We start from the raw sequence: 21000 nt of genomic DNA, 5'->3' as shown, positions 1-21000 counted from the left end.
GAGAATCGAGCAAAAAATATATGGTATTTACACTGGGTCAACGCTGGATAAGTGATACGGAAAGTGAACTGGGACTGGGTACGGTCGTGGCGCTGGATACGCGCATGGTCACGCTGATGTTTCCCGCAACCGGCGAGAACCGCCTCTATGCCCGTCATGATTCTCCGGTCACCCGCGTGATTTTCAATCCGGGTGATACCGTTACCAGCCATGAAGGCTGGCAGATGCTGGTTGATGAAGTGCGGCACGAAAATGAGCTGGTGACCTACATCGGTACCCGCGCTGATACTGAAGAGAGCAACGTGGTGCTGCGCGAAGTGATGCTGGACAGCAAGCTGGTCTTCAGCAAGCCGCAGGATCGCCTGTTCGCCGGTCAGCTCGATCGCATGGATCGCTTCGCCCTGCGCTTCCGCGCGCGCAAATACCAGAGCGAGCAGTATCGCCTTGCCGTCAGCGGCCTGCGCGGCATGCGCACCAACCTTATCCCGCACCAGCTGCATATCGCACACGATGTGGGCCGCCGCCACGCGCCGCGCGTGCTGCTGGCAGATGAAGTCGGCCTGGGTAAAACCATTGAGGCGGGCATGATCATCCAGCAGCAGCTGCTGGCGGGGCGCGCCGATCGCGTGCTGATCGTGGTGCCGGAAACGCTGCAGCATCAGTGGCTGGTAGAGATGCTGCGCCGCTTTAACCTGCGCTTTGCTCTGTTTGATGACGATCGTTATACCGAAGCGCAGCACGACAGCGACAATCCGTTTGAAACAGAACAGCTGATTATCTGCTCGCTCGACTTTGTGCGCCGCAATAAACAGCGTCTGGAACTGCTGGCGGATGCGGAGTGGGATCTGCTGGTCGTGGATGAGGCGCACCACCTGGCGTGGAGTGAAGCGGCGCCCAGCCGCGAATATCAGGTGATTGAACAGCTGGCGGAGAACACGCCGGGCGTACTGCTGCTTACCGCCACGCCGGAACAGCTGGGGCTGGAGAGCCACTTTGCCCGTCTGCGCCTGCTCGATCCCGATCGCTTTCACGATTTCAGCCAGTTTGTCGCCGAGCAGCAGCACTATCGTCCGGTGGCCGATGCCGTCAGCTCGCTGCTGGCGGATCAGGCGATCAGTAAAGATGAGATGAACCTGATCAATGAGCTGATTGGCGAGCAGGATATCGAACCGCTGCTGCAGGTTGCTAACAGCGACCGCGACGGTAAAGAGGATGCGCGCAAAGAGCTGGTCTCAATGCTGATGGACCGCCACGGCACCAGCCGCGTTCTGTTCCGTAACACCCGTAACGGCGTGAAGGGCTTTCCAAAGCGCGAGCTGCAGCAGATCCGTCTGCCGCTGCCGGCGCAGTATCAGACAGCGATCAAAGTCTCCGGCATTATGGCGGCCCGCAAGTCGCCGGAAGAGCGCGCCCGGGACATGCTCTATCCGGAGCAGATCTATCAGGAGTTTGAAGGCGACAGCGGCACGTGGTGGAACTTTGATCCGCGCGTTGAGTGGCTGATGGGCTATCTCACCAGCAACCGCAAAGAGAAAGTGCTGGTGATTTGCGCCAAAGCGGCCACTGCGCTGCAGCTGGAGCAGGTGCTGCGCGAGCGTGAAGGTATTCGCGCGGCGGTGTTCCATGAAGGTCTCTCCATTATTGAGCGCGATCGTGCGGCGGCGTTCTTCGCCTCGCAGGAAGAGGGCGCGCAGGTGCTGATCTGCTCGGAGATCGGCTCTGAGGGCCGTAACTTCCAGTTCGCCAGCCGGCTGGTGATGTTCGATCTGCCGTTTAACCCCGATCTGCTGGAGCAGCGTATCGGACGCCTCGATCGTATCGGTCAGCTGCACGATATCCAGATTATGGTGCCCTGGCTGGAGAAAACCGCGCAGGCGGTGCTGCTGCGCTGGTATCACGAAGGGCTGGACGCGTTTGAGCACACCTGCCCTACCGGCCGCGCTATTTATGACGCTGAATATAACCAGCTGATTGAGTTCCTGGCGGCACCGGAAAACCCGCAGGGTCTCGATGAGTTCATCCTGAAAAGCCGTAAACAGCATGATGCGCTGAAAGCGCAGCTGGAGCAGGGCCGCGACCGACTGCTGGAGCTTAACTCCAACGGCGGCGAAGCGGCGCTGGCGCTGGCTGATGCCATTGCAGCTCAGGATAATGATACCGAGCTGGTAAACTTTGCGCTCAACCTGTTCGACATTGTCGGCATCAATCAGGAAGATCGCAGCGACAACCTGATTGTTCTGACCCCTTCCGATCACATGCTGGTGCCCGATTTTCCCGGTCTGCCGGAAGATGGCTGTACGATTACCTTTAACCGTAATCAGGCGCTGTCGCGCGAAGATACGCAGTTCATTACCTGGGAGCATCCGCTGATCCGCAATGGTCTGGATCTGATCCTCTCCGGCGATACCGGCAGCTGCGCCCTGTCGCTGCTGAAAAACAAGGCGCTTCCGGTCGGTACGCTGCTGGTTGAGATGATCTATGTGGTTGAGGCGCAGGCGCCGAAACAGCTGCAGCTTACCCGCTTCCTGCCACCGACGCCGGTGCGCATGCTGATGGATCGCGCGGGTAATAATCTGGCGGGCAAAGTGGAGTTTGAGAGCTTTAACCGTCAGCTTAACGCGGTTAACCGCCATACCGGCAGCAAACTGGTCAACGCTGTCCAGCAGGATGTGCATGCCATTCTGACGCAGGCGGAGCAGGCCGTGGTGCCGGAAGCGCAGGCGCTGATTGCCGCGGCGAAAGCGGAGGCGGATGAAAAGCTGAGCGCAGAGCTGTCGCGACTCGAAGCACTGCGCGCCGTCAATCCCAACATCCGTGACGATGAGGTTGAGGCGCTGGAGAGCAATCGTGCGCAGGTGCTGGCCAGCCTGAGCGAGGCGGGCTGGCGTCTCGATGCGCTGCGCCTGATCGTCGTAACGCACCAGTAAGCAGGCGAGACTGACATGCTGATGGAACCCTACAATCCGCCGTCCGAACCCTGGCTGCATATTCTGTATCAGGACGCGCACATTATGGTCGTCAACAAACCGAGCGGATTGCTCTCGGTGCCGGGCCGGCTGGAGGAGCACAGGGATAGCGTGATGACGCGCATCCAGCGTGATTTTCCGCAGGCGGAATCGGTGCACCGGCTCGATATGGCGACCAGCGGCGTGATTGTGGTGGCGCTGAATAAGGCGGCAGAGCGCGAGCTGAAGCGTCAGTTTCGCGAGCGTGAGCCGTCAAAGCACTACGTGGCGCGCGTCTGGGGCCATCCGGCAGCGGAAAAGGGCCTGATCGATCTGCCGCTGATTTGCGACTGGCCGAACCGGCCAAAGCAGATGGTGAGTCACGAACTGGGAAAACCGGCTCAGACGGAGTATGAAGTGCTGGAGTATGCCGCCGATAACAGCGCGCGCGTGCTGCTGAAGCCCATTACCGGTCGTTCACACCAGCTGCGCGTGCATCTGCTGGCGCTGGGACATCCGATCCTCGGCGATCGTTTCTATGCGCATGAGGCGGCGCTGGCGATGGCAGCGCGTCTGCAGCTGCATGCGGAGTCGCTGACCATTACCCATCCGGTATTTGGCAGCAGCATGACATTTCGGCAGCCAGCGGAGTTCTGACCTGCGTCACCCCGCCCTCTTTCCGGTAAAAAGGGCGGGATGGCCGGGCTATTTAAACCCTTTCTCTTTGCGGATCAGGTCGTATGCGGCCTGAATCTCCTGCGCTTTCTGTTTCGCCATCTCCATCATTTCCGGCGGCAGACCTTTCGCCACCAGCTTATCGGGATGATGTTCACTCATCAGCTTGCGATAGGCGCGTTTAATGGTGGTGTTATCATCACTGCTTTTCACGCCCAGTACGCTGCAGGCGTCTTCCAGCGTGGGTCCGTGCTTCGTCTGCTGCCAGCCGCCGCCTGAGGCCCCGGCGCCGCCAAACTGCTGGCCGCCTTCCATCATGCGCAGAAACTGATCGAACTGCTGGCGTGAAATCCCCAGCTCTTCGGCAATCACATACAGCACCTGCCGCTCGTTCGGATGCAGCGAACCATCCGCAAATGCCGCCTGAATCTGAATTTCCAGAAACATCCGAATCAGATCGAAACGGCCAAAACAGGCGCTGCGCAGCTCACGCAGTTTGTTGCGCAGCGGATAGTCGCTCTGTTTCCCTTCACGAAAGGCGCGCTGCGCGGCAGTGCGGGCCTCTCCGTGCAGCTGCATACGATCCATAAACAGCGACGCAATCTGAATATCCGCTTCGGTGACGCGCCCTTTCGATTTGGTCAGATGCCCCATGACCTGAAACGTCGTGCTGAAAAACAGCGTCTGCCGCGACTGATTATTGGCAAAGTATCCCTGCCCTTTTACGCTGCGCACTTTATCAATCAGATGACCAATGATCAGACCCAGGACAATGCCCCAGAACCCCGCGCCTGACATCACGCCAAGCGCAAGACCAATAACTTTTCCCCAGTAGCGCATAAACTCCTCAATTCGCCATGCTTGTGGCTGAAAATTGCATTATCATACCTGTCATTTATCTCCGCGCCTAACGGCAACGCAGACAGAAAAGGATTAACGCTGGCACTACGCCGGGCGGTAAGTTAGTCTCTGTCCGGATTGTCGGCATGATGCCAGTGTCCATGGAATTATCGAAACCGCGTATGAAAAAACGTATACCTACCCTGCTGGCAACCATGATTGGTGCCGCACTTTATAGTCAGCACGCGCTGGCCGACGATTTGATGTCGCAGTGTATGCTGGGCGTGCCAAGCTACAACCGCCCGGTTATCAATGGTGACGCTAACTCCCTGCCGGTAACCATCAATTCCGATTCGGCAAAAGGCAATTATCCGGACGATGCAGTATTCACCGGTAATGTCGATGTGCAGCAGGGTAACAGCCGTCTGCGCGCTGACGAAATGCAGCTGCATCAGCGTCAGCAGGAGGGCCAGACCGCGCCGGTACGCACCGTGGATGCGCTGGGCAATGTGCACTATGACGATAATCAGGTCATCCTGAAAGGTCCGAAAGCCTGGTCCAATCTGAACACCAAAGACACTAACGTCTGGAACGGCAACTACCAGATGGTGGGTCGCCAGGGACGCGGTGATGCCGACCAGATGAAGCTGCGTGGCAATAACCGGTATACCATCCTCGAAAATGGCACTTTTACCTCCTGTCTGCCGGGCTCTAACAGCTGGAGCGTGGTGGGATCAGAGGTGATCCAGGATCGTCAGGAAGAGGTGGCGGAGATCTGGAACGCGCGCTTTAAACTCGGCAATGTGCCGGTGTTTTATAGCCCTTATCTGCAGCTGCCGATCGGCGATCGTCGTCGCTCCGGTTTCCTGATCCCGAATGCGAAATATGGCAGTAATAACGGCTTCGAGTTTATGCTGCCGTACTACTGGAATATTGCGCCGCAGGCGGATGCCACGCTGACGCCGCACTATATGAGCAAGCGCGGTACGCAGCTGCAAACGGAGTTCCGTTACCTTACGGTGTTTGGCGCCGGCCTGATGGAGCTGGATTACCTGCCGTCCGATAAGCAGTATGAAAAAGATCGCGCGGCGCGCTCTTCTATTGAAGACGATCAGGACTCTAAACGCTGGCTCTTCTTCTGGCGCCACTCAGGCGTTTACGATCAGCACTGGCGCTTTGCGGCGGATTATACCAAGGTCAGCGATCCCTACTATTTCAACGATATCGACTCGAAATATTACAGCTCGACCAATAACTATGCGACGCAGAAATTCAGCATCGGCTACGCGGATACCAACTGGGATGCGACGCTGTCGACCAAAGATTTCCAGGTCTTCGGCAATACCAGCTCTGCCAACGTCTACCGTGCTGCGCCGCAGCTTGACGTTAACGCCTACCAGAATGATATCGGTCCGTTTGATGGTCGCGTCTACGCCCAGGCGGTGAAGTTTACCAACGTCAGCAACCGGATGCCGGAAGCGACGCGTCTGCATATTGAGCCGACGCTGAATCTGCCGCTCTCCAACGGCTGGGCCAGTCTTGATACCGAAGCAAAACTGCTGGCGACGCACTATCAGCAGGACAACATCGAAAGCTATAACACCCGTTTTAATCCCGACGCCACAAACAACAACAGCGGGCGGCTGAAAGATTCCGTAAACCGTACGCTGCCGCAGTTTAAAGTGGATGGCCGTCTGGTATTTGACCGGGATATGGACTGGTCGCAGGGCTATACCCAGACGCTGGAGCCGCGCGTTCAGTATCTCTATATTCCGTATCGCGATCAGAGCAACATCTATCCTTACGACTCTACGCTGCTGCAGACCGACTATACCGGCCTGTTCCGCGATCGCACCTATAGCGGTCTCGATCGCATCGCCTCCTCAAATGAAGTGGCAAGCGGCGTAACAACACGCATTTATGACAACGATCTGGTTGAACGTTTTAACGTTTCTGTAGGTCAAATCTACTCGTTTACTCCGTCGCGTACCGGCGTAAACCAGACGAATAAAGAAGATGATACCGGCAGCCTGGTATGGGCTGGCGACACGTACTGGAAAATCAGCGATCGCTGGAACGTCCGTGGCGGACTGCAGTATGACACCCGTCTCGACAACGTTTCACAGGGTAATACGGTACTGGAGTATCGCCGTGATGCCGATCGCATGCTGCAGCTGAGCTATCGCTACAGCAGCCCGGAATATGTCGCGCAGGCGCGTAACAACGCCAGCCTGATCAACAATCCGATTTATAAAAATGGCATTTCGCAGGTCGGTGCAACCGGCAGCGTACCGATTGCCGATGCCTGGTCGCTGGTGGGGGCATACTACTATGATACCCGCAACAGCCGTCCGGCAGAGCAGCTGGTAGGCGTGCAGTACAGCTCCTGCTGCTACGCTATTCGTTTGGGCTACGAGCGCAAGATTAACGGCTGGGAAAACAACGACAGTAAATATGACAACCAAATCTCATTCAACATTGAGCTGCGTGGCCTGAGTTCCAACTACGGCTTAGGCACTAATGAAATGCTGCGTCAGGGCATTATTCCCTATCAGCGCGCATTCTGATGTTGTGATGTTTGACAGGCGATCCCGCAGTGCGGAAACAATAATGGATAAAGTATGAAGAACTGGAGAATGCTGATTCTGGGTGCGGCGATGTCGGCCGGCACCGCTTTCGCAGCCCCACAGGTAGTTGATAAAGTCGCCGCCGTCGTGAACAACGGCGTGGTGCTGGAAAGTGACGTCGATAACATGATGCGCACGGTAAAATCCCAGGCGCAGCAGGCGGGTCAGCAGCTGCCTGAGGACCGTACGTTGCGTCATCAGATCCTTGAGCGTCAGGTCATGGATAACATTATTCTGCAGATGGGTGAAAAAGCGGGCCTGCAGATCAGCGATCAGCAGCTGGATCAGGCGATCCAGAATATCGCTGCGCAGAACCGTATGAGCGTCGATCAGCTGCGCAGTCGCCTCGCCTACGACGGCATGAACTACAGCGACTACCGTGCGCAGATCCGTAAAGAGATGCTGATCTCTGAAGTGCGTAACAATGAAGTGCGCCGTCGCGTCACCATTCTGCCGCAGGAAGTTGATACGCTGGCGAAGCAGATTGGTTCACAGAACTCGCAGGGCACCGAGCTGAATATCAGTCAGATTCTGCTGCCGCTGCCGGAAAATCCTACGCAGCAGCAGGTTGACGATCAGGAAGCGCTGGCACGTCAGCTGGTGGGGGAGATCAAAGGCGGTGCCGATTTCGGTAAGCTGGCGGTGACCTACTCAGCCGATCCTCAGGCGCTGAAAGGCGGCAACATGGGCTGGGGTAAAATTGAAGAGCTGCCGACGCTGTTCTCACAGGCGCTGAGCAGCGCGAAAAAAGGCGATGTGGTCGGTCCGATTCGTTCCGGCGTGGGCTTCCATATCCTCAAAGTCAACGATCTGCGTGGTGAGAGCAAGAATATCTCGGTCACTGAGGTACACGCCCGCCATATTCTGCTGAAGCCATCACCGATCCTGAGCGACGATCAGGCGCGTGAAAAAATTACGCAGCTGGCCGCTGACATCAAAAGCGGAAAAACTACCTTTGCCGCTGCTGCCAAACAGTTCTCTGACGATCCGGGTTCAGCTAACCAGGGCGGCGATCTTGGCTGGGCGTCACCCGACATCTACGATCCCGCTTTCCGCGACGCGCTGCTGAAGCTGCAGAAAGGTCAGGTCAGCGCACCGGTGCACTCTTCGTTTGGCTGGCATCTGATTCAGCTGCTGGATACGCGCCAGGTGGATAAAACCGATGCGGCGCAGAAAGAGCGCGCCTATCGCCTGCTGTTCAACCGTAAGTTTGCAGAAGAAGCGCAGACCTGGATGCAGGAGCAGCGCGCCAGCGCCTACGTGAAGATCCTTGATGGCAACTGATAGCTATCGCGTTGCGATCACGCCCGGCGAACCCGCCGGGATTGGTCCCGATCTTACGGTGCAGCTGGCACAGCGCAACTGGCCGGTTGAACTGGTCGTCTGTGCTGACGGCGAAGTGCTGCGGCAGCGTGCCGCGCAGCTTGGCCTGCCGCTAACCCTGCAGCCGTGGCAGCCTGACCGCGCCCCGCAGCCGCAGCAGGCAGGTACCCTGACGCTGCTGCAGATTGATACGGCACAGCCGGTGGCGCCAGGTCAGCTCTGCGTGGCTAACGGTGCGTACGTCCTTGAGACGCTGGCGCGCGCCTGTGACGGTGCGCTTCAGGGCGAGTTTGCGGCGCTGATCACCGGACCGGTACATAAAGGCGTTATCAACGACGCCGGCATTCCGTTTACCGGCCATACCGAATTTTTTGCCGATCGCGCCGGTGGCGACCGCGTGGTTATGATGCTGGCAACCGAGTCGCTGCGCGTAGCGCTGGCAACTACCCACCTGCCGCTGAAAGATGTCTCTGCCGCCATCACGCGCGAGAGCCTTCATGAGGTCATCACCATTCTGCATCAGGATTTGCAGCAGAAATTTGGCCTGGCGCAGCCGCATATCTTTGTCTGCGGTCTTAATCCGCACGCTGGCGAAGGCGGGCATATGGGGCGTGAAGAGATTGACACTATTACGCCAGCGCTGGATGCGCTGCGTCAGCAGGGCATCCGTCTGACGGGGCCACTGCCGGCCGATACGCTATTTCAGCCTAAGTATCTGCAACATGCCGATGCGGTGCTGGCGATGTATCATGACCAGGGATTGCCGGTCCTTAAATATCAGGGTTTTGGCCGGGCGGTGAATATCACCCTGGGCCTGCCTTTTATCCGAACCTCTGTCGATCACGGTACCGCGCTGGAACTGGCCGGTCTTGGACAGGCAGAGCCGGGCAGCTTTATCACGGCGCTTAATCTCGCCATCACTATGATCAAGAGCAGTAATGAATAATCGCGTCCATCAGGGGCATTACGCCCGTAAACGTTTCGGGCAGAACTTCCTGAACGATCAGTACATTATCGATAGCATCGTCTCTGCTATTCATCCGCAAAAGCAGGAGGCGCTGGTCGAGATCGGTCCCGGTCTCGGTGCCCTGACCGAGCCGGTAGGCGAACGCCTGGACGCGCTGACCGTCGTTGAGCTGGATCGCGATCTGGCGGCTCGCCTGCAGACGCATCCGTTCCTTGGTCCCAAGCTGACCATTTATCAGCAGGATGCGATGACCTTTGATTTTGCGGCGCTGGCGCAGGAGAAAGGTCAGCCGCTGCGCGTGTTCGGCAACCTGCCCTACAACATCTCCACGCCGCTGATGTTTCATCTTTTCAGCTATACTGGTTCGATCAAAGATATGCACTTCATGCTGCAGAAAGAGGTGGTTAACCGTCTGGTTGCCGGCCCGGGCAGTAAAGCATATGGTCGTCTCAGCGTGATGGCGCAATATTACTGCCAGGTGATCCCGGTCCTTGAAGTGCCGCCGCAGTCGTTTACGCCGCCACCTAAAGTGGATTCTGCCGTGGTGCGACTGGTGCCTTATGCACAGCCGCCTTACCCGGTCAGTGATGTTAAGATCCTGAGCCGCATTACCACCGAGGCTTTTGGTCAGCGTCGTAAAACGTTGCGTAACAGCCTGGGTCATCTGGTTGCGGCGGGTGCGCTGGAAGAGTTAAATATTGATACCTCGCTACGTGCTGAAAACGTCAGCGTTGCGCAGTATTGTCAGCTGGCAAACTGGCTGGGTAACCATCAGGCAAAAACAGCGGAGAACTAAGTGCATGAGTGATATGGCGCGCGTCTGTGTTCAGGTACTGAGTCAGTATGTGGAATCGCAATCCTCACCGGACGAGGATCGCTACGTGTTTGCCTATACCATCACTATCCGCAATCCCGGGCGCACGCGCGTTCAGCTGCGCAGCCGCTACTGGCTGATCACCAACGGCAACGGCCGCGAAACGGAAGTTCAGGGCGATGGCGTAGTGGGCGAGCAGCCGTTTATCGAACCGGGTGGCGAATACCAGTATACCAGCGGTGCGATTCTGGAAACGCCGATGGGCACCATGCAGGGCCACTACGTTATGATCGATGAAGAGGGCAGCGCCTTTAACGTCGATATTCCGGTGTTTCGCCTCGCCGTGCAAACCCACATTCACTGATCCCCCCCGCCCGGCTCGTCCGGGCGGCGCGTTTTACCGGACTGATATCATGAGTACATATCTGATTGGCGATATCCACGGCTGTTATGATGAGCTGCGCGCGCTGCTGGCGCAGGTAAGCTTTGATCCGCAGCAGGATGAACTCTGGCTGACCGGCGACCTTGTGGCGCGCGGTCCCGGTTCACTTGATGTGCTGCGCTACGTAAAATCACTGGGTGACAGCGTACGCATGGTGCTGGGTAATCATGACCTGCACCTGCTGGCGGTTTTCGCCGGGATCAGCCGTAATAAACCGAAAGATCGCCTGACGCCGCTGCTGGAGGCGGACGATGCTGATGCGCTGATCAACTGGCTGCGGCGCCAGCCGCTGCTGCAGGTTGATGAAGAGAAAAAGCTCGTCATGGCGCATGCCGGCATTACCCCTCAGTGGGATCTCGCGACGGCAAAAGCGTGCGCGCGTGAAGTAGAAGCGGTGCTCTCCAGCGACAGCTATCCGTTGTTTCTGGATGCGATGTATGGCGATATGCCCAACAACTGGACGCCGGAACTGAGTGGCCTGGCGCGCCTGCGATTCAGTACGAATGCCCTGACGCGCATGCGTTTCTGCTTCCCCAACGGCCAGCTGGATATGATCTGCAAAGAGGCGCCCGACTCCGCCCCACCGCCGCTGCGGCCCTGGTTCAACGTGCCGGGTAAAATGGGCAGTGACTACACGCAGATTTTCGGCCACTGGGCCTCCCTTGAAGGCAAAGGCACTCCCGATCACGTTATTGGTCTGGATACCGGCTGCTGCTGGGGCGGCACGCTGACGCTGCTGCACTGGGAAACACAGCAATACTATGTACAGCGCTCCCGGCGTGAAGCCGCACTGGCCGCTGAAGGCGCCGCCGCGACTCCTCCGCTAAACAATACGCCATAAAAAAAGCCCCGCGATGTCAGCGGGGCTTTTGCGCAGGGCGCGCATTTATGCACGCCAGGCAGGGATCAATTAACGACGCCGATCCAGGATCTCAAAGCAGTAGCTGTGCGAATTTTGCGCATCCGCATCGTGGAACTCGCTGAACGTCGACTGCCACTCATCTGGCTCGTAATCAGGGAATTGCGTATCCCCTTCCACTTCAGCATCAATATGCGTCAGGTAAAGACGATCGGCGCGGGGCAGCATCTGCTCATAGATACGCCCGCCGCCAATCACCATAATCTCTTCTGCGTCACCGGCTGCCTCGATTGCCGCTTCCGGTGAAGTGACCCAGGTCACCCCCTCGTGCGTACCGGGCTGGCTGCTGACCACAATATTGAGCCGGCCTGGCAGCGGACGGCCAATCGATTCAAAGGTCAGACGCCCCATGATCACCGGTTTATTCAGCGTAGTACGTTTGAACCAGGCGAGATCGGCGGGTAAGTGCCACGGCATGGCGTTTTCCATACCAATAATGCGATCCGCAGCCAGTGCTGCGATCAGACTAATCATGATTTAAAACCTGCTGGAAAAAATTGGCGCAATGATACGTAAAGGCGAAAGTTTCGTCGATAGGCCAGCCGTGCTATTTGCGTAAAGCTCTTTTTGCCGCCAGATTCAGGCTGCCGGGCAGAGCTTTACACCGACTTTACTGCGATTAACGGAGAGAGCCGCCATAATCGCCTGCGCAGCTGGCACAAATCAGCGGCATTAGCGGCAGGTTTTCAGAAAGAGTGTAAAGAAAAGCGCACTGAGCGGCTCCACGCGGAGCCGCTGCAGTCATCAGAAGTCGTAACGCAGACGGACCAGGTTCACGTTGCCCAGCGCCTTGCTGGTATCGGAGGTGATGACATATTCATAATCAACGCGGAAGCCGTAGTCGAGCTGCGCACTGATGCCCACGCCATTATCGATACGCTTATAGTGGCGTCCGTTGACGAAGTCCAGGCGATCGCCCATCACGTAAGGCTGCAGGGTTTTCACCGCATACTGGCCTACAGCAAATTTATAACCGGCAAAATATTCGATGCCCCAGGCGTCATCCGCAAAGTAGTTTGTTGCGCTTTTCAGGCGGGTTGGCGCAAAGTTCTGATACCAGCCGGCGCCTGCCGCCAGCGTCCAGCTATCCGGCGTCCAGCTGACCGAGGTGCCCCAGATATTCTGATCGTAGCGCTCGCTGTCGCCATTGCCCGGATTGCGTACGGTGGCACGGGTATAATTCCACGCGGTTCCCCACGCCAGTTCATCGCTGATGTGATAGTTGACACCCAGCGATCCGCCGCCGTTGCGCTTGTAGCGCAGGCCGTTACCCGGCAGATATTCGGTATCCTCAAAGAGATAAGAGGCGTACAGATCGGCGGCGCCGGCACGGGTTTTATACTTCAGCATTTTGCGCGAGCGATAGCTGCCGTCGTAATCGCCGTTGATCCCGACGCCGGAACCCTGGGCCAGCATATCGTAATCCCAGATATCGGTTTTTGCGCCAACTACATCGTAATAGACGCTGTTTTGCTGACCAAAATAGAGTTCGCCGAGGCTGGCACTTTTAAAACCGGTATAGAGCTGACGACGTGAGGTATCGCGTGCGCCGCTGGCATAGTGATGGTCCCAGCCCCACCACGCCGGGAAGTTAACGCCCAGCTCATAGTAGCCTACCCAGCTCAGATCTTCTGCGATCGCGTAGTCTGCGCCAAAGCGAAAGCGCGAGCCACCATCGTAGCCGTTACGCTTATAGGATGTGTCATTTACGCCATTCTGATGCATAAACTGCGGGCGAATGCTGCCGCCCACTTTAAAGCCAAGGCGATCGAACGCATTGTTCGCCTGAGGATCCTGCTTCAGCAGAGTAATTTCAGCCTGGCTGGCGAGCGGCGCAGCCATAAGTAACGCAGCCACTGCGCTAAGAGTCAAAGCACGCATGTTCATTTTATATTTTCCGGTGAAGGTAAAGGCTCTATGATTGAGCGCGCCAGATAGTAAGGTGCCCTCACCGGATCGCGGGTTATAAATTTGTGCGAAAAATCTTAAAAAGTTATTTAGCAGCACCAATAGCTAAAAGTTAAGCCAAATCAGCAGGTTTGCTATAGCTACTCTGTTTCAGGCAAAAAAAAACGGCCCCATACGGGGCCGCTGTCTCTTACGGACGCTGCGCTTATTTGCCTTTCAGCTGCGCATGCATCTCCTGTACTGAAGTCACTTTCTCAGTGGGATCCGCATTCAGGGCCATCGCCGTCGCGAAGCCGCCGTTCAGCGTGGTGTCATAATGCACTTTATACTGCAGCGCGCTGCGGCGAATCAGCTTAGAGTCTTCAATCGCCTGACGTCCCGCCGTGGTGTTAACAATATAGGTGTATTCACCGTTCTTCAGGCGATCCTGAATATGCGGGCGTCCCTCATGCACCTTATTGACCAAGCGTGGATTGATACCGGCTTCACCCAGCACCACCGCCGTACCGTGGGTAGCGTCCAGCTCAAAGCCAAACTTCTGCAGCTTCGCCGCCAGATCGACGATGCGCTTTTTATCGCCTTCACGCACCGAGAGCAGCGCACGACCGCTTTTCTTCATGTTGCTCTGCGCGCCCAGCATCGCTTTACCGAAGGCTTCAGCAAAGGTACGGCCGACGCCCATCACCTCACCGGTGGAGCGCATTTCCGGTCCCAGAATCGGATCGACGCCCGGGAATTTATTGAACGGCAGCACCACCTCTTTCACCGAGTAGTAAGGCGGAATGACCTCTTCCGTCACGCCCTGCTCCAGCAGGGTTTTGCCCGCCATGACGCGAGCCGCCACTTTGGCCAGCGGTACGCCGGTAGCCTTGGAGACAAATGGAACGGTACGTGCCGCACGCGGATTCACCTCAATCAGGTAAACCTCGTTATCTTTGACCGCAAACTGCACGTTCATCAGACCGCGTACGTTAAGTTCAAACGCCAGCTTCTCAACCTGCTGACGCATCACGTTCTGGATCTCGCTGCTCAGCGTATAGGCCGGCAGGGAACAGGCTGAGTCACCGGAGTGAACACCCGCCTGCTCAATATGTTCCATGATGCCGCCAATCAGCACCCGCTCGCCGTCGCAGATGGCATCCACATCGACTTCCACCGCATCATCCAGGAAGCGATCCAGCAGCACCGGCGCATCGTTAGAGACGGATACTGCGGTCTGGAAATAGCGCTTAAGATCCACTTCGTCATAGACGATTTCCATCGCACGGCCGCCCAGTACATAGGAAGGACGTACCACCAGCGGATAACCGATACCGGCAGCTTTCTCTACCGCCTGCTCCAGCGTGGCAACCGTGGCATTAGCCGGCTGTTTCAGTTTCAGACGATCCACCGCCTGCTGGAAACGCTCGCGGTCTTCAGCGCGGTCAATCGCGTCCGGGCTGGTACCGATAACCGGTACACCGGCCGCTTCCAGCGCACGCGCCAGTTTCAGCGGCGTCTGGCCACCATACTGCACGATAACGCCTTTCGGCTGCTCAATTCGTACAATCTCCAGCACATCTTCCAGCGTAACCGGCTCAAAGTAGAGGCGATCGGAGGTGTCATAATCGGTTGAGACCGTTTCCGGGTTGCAGTTAACCATGATGGTTTCATAACCATCTTCACGCAGCGCCAGCGATGCGTGGACGCAGCAGTAGTCAAACTCAATACCCTGCCCGATACGGTTTGGTCCGCCGCCCAGCACCATGATTTTGTCACGATCCTGATTCGGGTTCGCTTCGCACTCCTCCTCATAGGTGGAATACATATAGGCGGTATCGGTCGAGAACTCAGCGGCACAGGTATCCACCCGCTTATAGACCGGATGCAGATTGTACTGCTGACGCAGCTTACGGATTTCGCTTTCTGCCACACCCGCCAGCGCTGCCAGACGCGCATCAGCAAAACCTTTACGCTTCAGCGCGCGCAGGAAGCCGGCATCCAGCGCGTTAACGCCTTCACGTGCAACCTGCTCTTCCAGCCGCACCAGCTCTTCAATCTGTACCAGGAACCAGCGATCGATATTGGTGAGATTAAATACGCCATCCACCGACATACCGGCACGAAACGCGTCAGCAACATACCAGATGCGGTCCGAGCCGGCGTCTTTCAGTTCGCGGCGGATACGGGTCAGCGCGTCGGCGTCATCCAGATCCACTTTTGGATCGAAGCCGTTAGCGCCGACTTCAAGGCCGCGCAGCGCTTTCTGCATCGACTCCTGGAAGGTACGGCCAATCGCCATCACTTCACCCACTGATTTCATCTGTGTAGTGAGGCGATCGTTGGCGCCCGCAAACTTCTCAAAGTTAAAGCGCGGGATCTTAGTCACGACATAGTCGATTGAGGGTTCAAACGACGCCGGCGTGCGACCGCCAGTGATATCGTTCATCAGTTCATCGAGCGTAAAGCCCACCGCCAGCTTAGCCGCGACTTTAGCAATCGGGAACCCGGTGGCTTTGGACGCCAGCGCGGAGGAGCGCGACACGCGCGGGTTCATTTCGATTACGATCAGACGACCATCTTTCGGATTTACGGAGAACTGAACGTTAGAGCCGCCGGTTTCCACACCAATCTCACGCAGCACCGCCAGCGAGGCGTTACGCATGATTTGATACTCTTTGTCCGTCAGCGTCTGCGCCGGTGCCACAGTGATGGAGTCGCCGGTGTGAATGCCCATGGCGTCGAAGTTTTCAATTGAACAGACGATGATGCAGTTATCATTTTTATCGCGCACCACCTCCATCTCATACTCTTTCCAGCCAATCAGCGATTCATCAATCAGCAGCTCGTTGGTCGGAGAGAGGTCGAGGCCGCGCTCACAGATCTCTTCAAACTCTTCGCGGTTGTAAGCGATACCGCCGCCGGTGCCGCCCATGGTAAAGGAGGGACGAATAATGCACGGGAAACCGACCTCCTCCGCGACCTTCAGCGCCTCTTCCATCGTGTGGGCGATACCCGAACGGGCGGTATCAAGACCGATGCTTTTCATCGCCACGTCAAAGCGACGGCGATCTTCAGCTTTATCGATAGCGTCAGCCGTGGCGCCAATCATGGTCACGCCAAACTCTTCCAGCACGCCCTGGCGCTCCAGCTCCAGCGCGCAGTTCAGCGCGGTCTGCCCGCCCATGGTAGGCAGTACTGCATCCGGGCGCTCTTTTTCGATGATTTTTCGCACCACTTCCCAGTGGATTGGCTCAATATAGGTCGCGTCAGCCATTTCCGGGTCGGTCATGATGGTCGCCGGATTGGAGTTAACCAGAATGACGCGATAGCCCTCTTCACGCAGCGCTTTACACGCCTGCGCGCCCGAGTAGTCAAATTCACACGCCTGACCGATAACGATCGGGCCAGCGCCAAGGATCAGGATAGATTTTATGTCAGTACGTTTTGGCATCGGAGGCTCCTGATTACTTCGCGTTTGAACGGTAGGCTTCAATCAGTTCGATAAAGTGATCGAACAGCGGCGCCGCATCGTGCGGGCCAGGACTCGCTTCCGGATGTCCCTGGAAGCTGAAAGCGGGTTTATCGGTACGATGAATACCCTGCACGGTCTGGTCAAACAGCGACACATGCGTCACACGCAGATTGGCCGGTATCTGGCTCTCATCGACGGCGAAACCGTGGTTCTGTGCGGTGATCATCACAGTATTATTATCGAGATCTTTTACCGGATGGTTGCCGCCGTGGTGACCCAGCTTCATTTTGACGGTTTTTGCACCGCTGGCCAGCGCCAGCAGCTGATGCCCCAGGCAGATACCAAATACCGGAATTTCTGTCTCCAGAAACGCCTGAATCGCGCGGATAGCGTAGTCACACGGCTCCGGATCGCCCGGGCCATTGGAAAGGAAGATGCCGTCCGGATTGAGTGCCAGCACCTCTTCTGCTGGCGTCTGCGCCGGCACCACCGTCAGGCGGCAGCCGCGATCCACCAGCATACGCAGAATATTGCGCTTGGCGCCGTAGTCATAGGCGACCACGTGATACGGCAGTGCGTCAGCTGACTGCTGCTCAGGCAGGCCATCCTGCAGCGTCCAGCTCCCCTGCTGCCACGTGTAAGTCTCCGTGGTAGCCACTTCTTTCGCCAGATCCATACCTTTCAGCCCCGGGAACGCCTGCGCTTTCTGCAGCGCCAGCGCGGCATCCGGCGCGTCACCCGCAATGATGCAGCCGTTCAGCGCGCCCTTTTCACGCAGCAGACGCGTCAGCTTACGCGTATCGATATCAGCGATGCCGACAATATTATTGCGCTGTAGCCAGGCAGAAAGGCTCTCTTCACTGCGGAAGTTGCTGGTAATCAGTGGCAGGTCGCGGATCACCAGGCCCTGAGCGTGAATCTGGTTTGATTCATCATCTGCGATATTGACGCCAACGTTGCCGATGTGGGGATAAGTAAGAGTAACAATCTGGCGGGAATAGGAGGGATCAGTAAGGATTTCTTGATAACCGGTCATTGACGTGTTGAAAACGACCTCACCCACTGCCGAACCCGTAGCCCCGATGGCCCGACCGTGGAATTGGGTTCCGTCTTCCAGAACCAAGAGCGCTGACTTAATCAAAACATCCTCCAGGGAATAAACAGTCACAATATATGCATATTAATTCATAATGCTGGCCTGAATCAATGTAAAAACCGCCTGACTGCTCGATTTTTGGCAAATTGCGCGCATTCTAATGATCACCTCTGCTGATGTCTACCCGGAAAGGCTATTTTTTTATGTTTTTCGGAGGCTATACCTAAAATATAGTGCAAACAGGGCAAAAGCAGCATCTTAATAGGGTAATTAATCGGTTGCCTGACAACAATAACCGCCGAATAAGCGGAGCTACGCAAAATATTTGACCAAATGGTCAAATTTAATCTTAGCAGCTGAGAAAAAGATGAGTTAACTTGCAAATAAACCCATTACGAAGATATTTTATGGCGAAGAGGTTATTTTGACAAAAATAAAGGGCAATAAAAATATTGCCCTGCCAATCAATGGACTAGCGACTGAAAAACCACATCACGATGGCTCACAACAATCAACTTTTTGCTAAATTAAGCACATCACGCATGTCATAAAGACCATTTTTTCGCAACTCAACCCAGACTGCAGCCCGGACGGCACCTTTTGCAAAGGTCATCCGGCTTGAGGCCTTGTGGCTAATCTCTATCCGTTCGCCGATATCAGCAAACAGAGCAGTATGCTCACCAATGATGTCGCCGGCGCGCACCGTGGCAAAACCGATAGTGTGAGGTTTGCGCTCACCGGTATGGCCTTCACGCGCGTAAACCGCATGATCCTCCAGCTTCCACTCCATGGCGTCCGCAATGGCTTCACCCATTGCCAGCGCGGTTCCTGAGGGCGCATCAACTTTATGGCGATGGTGCGCCTCAACGATCTCAATATCCGCATACTCCCCCATCACTGAGGCCGCCTGCTGCAGCAGATTCAGCATCAGGTTGACGCCAACGCTGAAGTTGGCAGCAAACACGATGCCGATCTCCTCTGCCGCTGCACGAATTGCGGCTTTTCCGGCGTCATCAAAACCGGTTGTGCCAATCACCATCGCCTTTTGATGCTGGCGGCAAAAGGCCAGATACTCCAGCGTGCCTTCCGGACGCGTGAAGTCGATTAGCACATCGAAATCGTCCACCACCTTTAGCAAATCATCGGTGACGGTGACGCCGGTTTTACCGATGCCCGCCAGCTCACCCGCGTCTGTACCCAGCAGTGAAGAGCCGCTGCGCGCCAGCGCAGCGCCCACCGCCACGCCTTCCGCCTGATGCGCGGCCTGAATCAGATTTCGTCCCATGCGGCCCGGCGCACCAACAATAGCTAAGCGGATATCACTCATATTTATTCATTCCTGATACAAAACTATGCATGCAAAGCGTAAACAGGTTAACCATCAGCTAACCGTCACGCCACAATAAAAAAGGGATATAAGAATTTCAGGACAGCGATAAAACATTATCAGTAAAAGCAATCCTGGCGGCTGGTTGTGGCGAGGCACGCAGCCGTACATAAAGAAAAGGCCGAACAATGTCGGCCTGATACGGTAGCAAATGTTAAACGCTTATTGCACGTTGCGCACGTCAACGCGCAGCTCTTTCGGCACTTCGAATACGATATTTTCTTCACGGCCGATCAGCTCAATGGCTGCTTCACCACCGAGTTCGCGCAGGCGCTGGATCACCTGCTGTACCAGAATATCGGGCGCAGAAGCACCTGCCGTCACGCCAATACACTCTACGCCGGTTACCCACTCTTCCTGAATATCATCCGCTGAGTCGATAAGCTTCGCCAGCTTGCCTGCGCGCTGCGCCAGCTCAGCCAGCCGGTTAGAGTTGGAGGAGTTTTTTGAGCCGACCACCAGCACCACTTCAGCATCCTGTGCCAGCACGCGCACCGCTTCCTGCCGGTTAGTGGTGGCATAGCAGATGTCATCTTTGCGCGGGCCGATAATGGCCGGGAAGCGCTGACGTAAGGCGTCAATGACGTCAGAGGTGTCATCAACTGACAAGGTAGTCTGCGTCATAAAACAGAGGTTGTTCTCATCTTTGACGGTCAGCTTAAACACATCTTCCGGTGATTCCACCAGATACATGCCGCCATTGGGGTTGCTGTATTGCCCCATGGTGCCTTCCACTTCAGGATGACCGGCGTGACCAATCAGGATCGCCTCCACCCCTTTACGGCTGGCACGCGCCACTTCCATATGGACTTTCGTTACCAGCGGACAGGTGGCATCAAACAGCATGGTCAGATCGCGTGCTTTCGCTTCAGCGCGTACCGCCTGCGACACACCGTGCGCTGAGAAGATCAGAATGGCGCCATCCGGCACTTCACCGATCTCTTCGATAAAGATCGCGCCACGCTCGCGCAGGCTGCTCACTACATAACGGTTGTGCACCACTTCGTGACGCACGTAGATTGGCGCGCCATACATCTCCAGCGCCCGCTCAACGATGCTGATAGCGCGATCCACACCGGCGCAGAAACCGCGCGGGTTAGCTAACAGGATTTGCATTGTTATCCTCCAGCGCCGGGTCGATCTCGAGGACTTCAATATCAAACCGGACAGGCTGCCCCGCCAGCGGATGATTAAAATCCACGGTGATTGAGTCACCGGAAATTTCGCGGATTACGCCAGGCATCTCGCTGCCGCCCATGCCGCTGAACAGCATGATTGCGCCGATTTCCGGCTCGCCCGCGTCGATAAAGTCGCGACGCGAAAAGTACTGGATCAGATCCGGGCTGCTGGCGCCAAACGCATCTTCCGGCACCAGGGTAAAGGCGAGCTGATCGCCCGCTTTGCGCCCCAGCAGCTCGCGCTCCAGCGCCGCCGACAGGCTGCCGTCACCCAGACGGAACAGCGCAGGCTTGCCGTTAGCACGGGTGGATTCGGCAGTAGAGCCATCCTCCAGCTTGAGCGTGAAATGCACCAGCAGCGCGCTATCGGGCTGAACTGTCTCTGTCATCGGTTACCCTTACTCTCTTTTTCATCATGCCTGCGC

16 protein-coding genes are annotated in these 21000 nt (G+C 56.6%); 8 read left to right on the top strand and 8 right to left on the bottom strand.

Going from position 1 to position 21000, the window contains the following annotated elements:
- Positions 1–20 precede the first annotated feature (20 nt).
- On the top strand, positions 21–2927 hold the full coding sequence (rapA, locus tag DBY66_RS10110) for an RNA polymerase-associated protein RapA (protein ID WP_039382530.1): 2907 nt from the start codon (positions 21–23) through the stop codon (positions 2925–2927).
- A 15-nt stretch (positions 2928–2942) separates the two neighbouring features.
- Positions 2943–3602, top strand: coding sequence for a bifunctional tRNA pseudouridine(32) synthase/23S rRNA pseudouridine(746) synthase RluA (gene rluA, locus DBY66_RS10105; RefSeq protein ID WP_039382528.1), 660 nt, complete (start codon positions 2943–2945; stop codon positions 3600–3602).
- 48 nt (positions 3603–3650) lie between these two features.
- Here the strand turns inward: rluA and djlA are convergent, their stop codons facing one another.
- Positions 3651–4460, bottom strand: coding sequence for a co-chaperone DjlA (djlA, locus tag DBY66_RS10100; RefSeq protein WP_108569987.1), 810 nt, complete (start codon positions 4458–4460; stop codon positions 3651–3653).
- Between the two features lie 182 nt (positions 4461–4642).
- On the opposite strand from djlA, the gene lptD reads away from it, so the two are divergent.
- From lptD to apaH, 6 genes are read left to right on the top strand one after another with little or no spacing between them, the layout of a single operon-like run.
- Positions 4643–7027 (top strand): LPS assembly protein LptD, encoded by a 2385-nt coding sequence (gene lptD, locus DBY66_RS10095; RefSeq protein WP_052246515.1) that lies wholly within the window; start codon positions 4643–4645, stop codon positions 7025–7027.
- Positions 7028–7081: 54 nt separating this feature from the next.
- Complete coding sequence (surA, locus tag DBY66_RS10090; protein WP_108569986.1) at positions 7082–8371, top strand: peptidylprolyl isomerase SurA; 1290 nt, start codon at positions 7082–7084, stop codon at positions 8369–8371.
- On the top strand, positions 8361–9356 hold the full coding sequence (gene pdxA / locus DBY66_RS10085) for a 4-hydroxythreonine-4-phosphate dehydrogenase PdxA (RefSeq protein ID WP_108569985.1): 996 nt from the start codon (positions 8361–8363) through the stop codon (positions 9354–9356). Before surA ends, pdxA begins: the two co-directional genes overlap by 11 nt.
- Positions 9349–10173, top strand: coding sequence for a 16S rRNA (adenine(1518)-N(6)/adenine(1519)-N(6))-dimethyltransferase RsmA (gene rsmA, locus DBY66_RS10080; protein ID WP_039382519.1), 825 nt, complete (start codon positions 9349–9351; stop codon positions 10171–10173). The genes pdxA and rsmA overlap by 8 nt, the downstream gene beginning before the upstream one ends.
- Before the next feature lie 4 nt (positions 10174–10177).
- On the top strand, positions 10178–10555 hold the full coding sequence (gene apaG / locus DBY66_RS10075) for a Co2+/Mg2+ efflux protein ApaG (RefSeq protein ID WP_039382517.1): 378 nt from the start codon (positions 10178–10180) through the stop codon (positions 10553–10555).
- Between the two features lie 49 nt (positions 10556–10604).
- Positions 10605–11474, top strand: a complete 870-nt coding sequence (apaH, locus tag DBY66_RS10070; protein WP_094110724.1) for a bis(5'-nucleosyl)-tetraphosphatase (symmetrical) ApaH — start codon at positions 10605–10607, stop codon at positions 11472–11474.
- 69 nt (positions 11475–11543) lie between these two features.
- On the opposite strand, the gene folA is transcribed toward apaH, so the two are convergent.
- The 7 genes from folA to fkpB form a co-directional block, all read right to left on the bottom strand.
- On the bottom strand, positions 11544–12026 hold the full coding sequence (gene folA, locus DBY66_RS10065) for a type 3 dihydrofolate reductase (protein WP_039382513.1): 483 nt from the start codon (positions 12024–12026) through the stop codon (positions 11544–11546).
- 270 nt (positions 12027–12296) lie between these two features.
- Positions 12297–13439 (bottom strand): porin, encoded by a 1143-nt coding sequence (locus DBY66_RS10060; RefSeq protein WP_108569984.1) that lies wholly within the window; start codon positions 13437–13439, stop codon positions 12297–12299.
- A gap of 226 nt (positions 13440–13665) precedes the next feature.
- Entirely contained in the window at positions 13666–16893 is a 3228-nt protein-coding gene (gene carB / locus DBY66_RS10055; protein ID WP_039382507.1) for a carbamoyl-phosphate synthase large subunit, read from the bottom strand.
- Between the two features lie 13 nt (positions 16894–16906).
- Positions 16907–18055 (bottom strand): glutamine-hydrolyzing carbamoyl-phosphate synthase small subunit, encoded by a 1149-nt coding sequence (carA, locus tag DBY66_RS10050; RefSeq protein WP_039382504.1) that lies wholly within the window; start codon positions 18053–18055, stop codon positions 16907–16909.
- A 466-nt stretch (positions 18056–18521) separates the two neighbouring features.
- A complete protein-coding gene (dapB, locus tag DBY66_RS10045; RefSeq protein ID WP_108569983.1) occupies positions 18522–19337 on the bottom strand; it encodes a 4-hydroxy-tetrahydrodipicolinate reductase in 816 nt (271 codons plus the stop codon).
- A gap of 222 nt (positions 19338–19559) precedes the next feature.
- Positions 19560–20513, bottom strand: coding sequence for a 4-hydroxy-3-methylbut-2-enyl diphosphate reductase (ispH, locus tag DBY66_RS10040; protein ID WP_039382499.1), 954 nt, complete (start codon positions 20511–20513; stop codon positions 19560–19562).
- Positions 20494–20964, bottom strand: coding sequence for an FKBP-type peptidyl-prolyl cis-trans isomerase (fkpB, locus tag DBY66_RS10035; protein ID WP_071669088.1), 471 nt, complete (start codon positions 20962–20964; stop codon positions 20494–20496). Before fkpB ends, ispH begins: the two co-directional genes overlap by 20 nt.
- Positions 20965–21000 lie beyond the last annotated feature (36 nt).

Source organism: Pantoea sp. RIT413 (genome assembly GCF_003057675.2).
Taxonomy (GTDB): Bacteria; Pseudomonadota; Gammaproteobacteria; order Enterobacterales; family Enterobacteriaceae; genus Pantoea; species Pantoea eucrina.
This window is presented reverse-complemented; position numbering and strand designations above follow the sequence as displayed.

Excerpts from the sequence above, each read along its gene's own strand:
- pdxA (WP_108569985.1), top strand. The coding sequence starts at position 8,361 with ATGGCAACTGATAGCTATCGCGTTGCGATCACGCCCGGCGAACCCGCC.
- carB (WP_039382507.1), bottom strand. The coding sequence starts at position 16,893 with ATGCCAAAACGTACTGACATAAAATCTATCCTGATCCTTGGCGCTGGC.
- ispH (WP_039382499.1), bottom strand. The coding sequence starts at position 20,513 with ATGCAAATCCTGTTAGCTAACCCGCGCGGTTTCTGCGCCGGTGTGGAT.
- apaG (WP_039382517.1), top strand. The coding sequence starts at position 10,178 with ATGAGTGATATGGCGCGCGTCTGTGTTCAGGTACTGAGTCAGTATGTG.
- DBY66_RS10060 (WP_108569984.1), bottom strand. The coding sequence starts at position 13,439 with ATGAACATGCGTGCTTTGACTCTTAGCGCAGTGGCTGCGTTACTTATG.
- fkpB (WP_071669088.1), bottom strand. The coding sequence starts at position 20,964 with ATGACAGAGACAGTTCAGCCCGATAGCGCGCTGCTGGTGCATTTCACG.
- rsmA (WP_039382519.1), top strand. The coding sequence starts at position 9,349 with ATGAATAATCGCGTCCATCAGGGGCATTACGCCCGTAAACGTTTCGGG.
- folA (WP_039382513.1), bottom strand. The coding sequence starts at position 12,026 with ATGATTAGTCTGATCGCAGCACTGGCTGCGGATCGCATTATTGGTATG.
- surA (WP_108569986.1), top strand. The coding sequence starts at position 7,082 with ATGAAGAACTGGAGAATGCTGATTCTGGGTGCGGCGATGTCGGCCGGC.
- rapA (WP_039382530.1), top strand. The coding sequence starts at position 21 with ATGGTATTTACACTGGGTCAACGCTGGATAAGTGATACGGAAAGTGAA.
- rluA (WP_039382528.1), top strand. The coding sequence starts at position 2,943 with ATGCTGATGGAACCCTACAATCCGCCGTCCGAACCCTGGCTGCATATT.
- lptD (WP_052246515.1), top strand. The coding sequence starts at position 4,643 with ATGAAAAAACGTATACCTACCCTGCTGGCAACCATGATTGGTGCCGCA.
- apaH (WP_094110724.1), top strand. The coding sequence starts at position 10,605 with ATGAGTACATATCTGATTGGCGATATCCACGGCTGTTATGATGAGCTG.
- djlA (WP_108569987.1), bottom strand. The coding sequence starts at position 4,460 with ATGCGCTACTGGGGAAAAGTTATTGGTCTTGCGCTTGGCGTGATGTCA.
- dapB (WP_108569983.1), bottom strand. The coding sequence starts at position 19,337 with ATGAGTGATATCCGCTTAGCTATTGTTGGTGCGCCGGGCCGCATGGGA.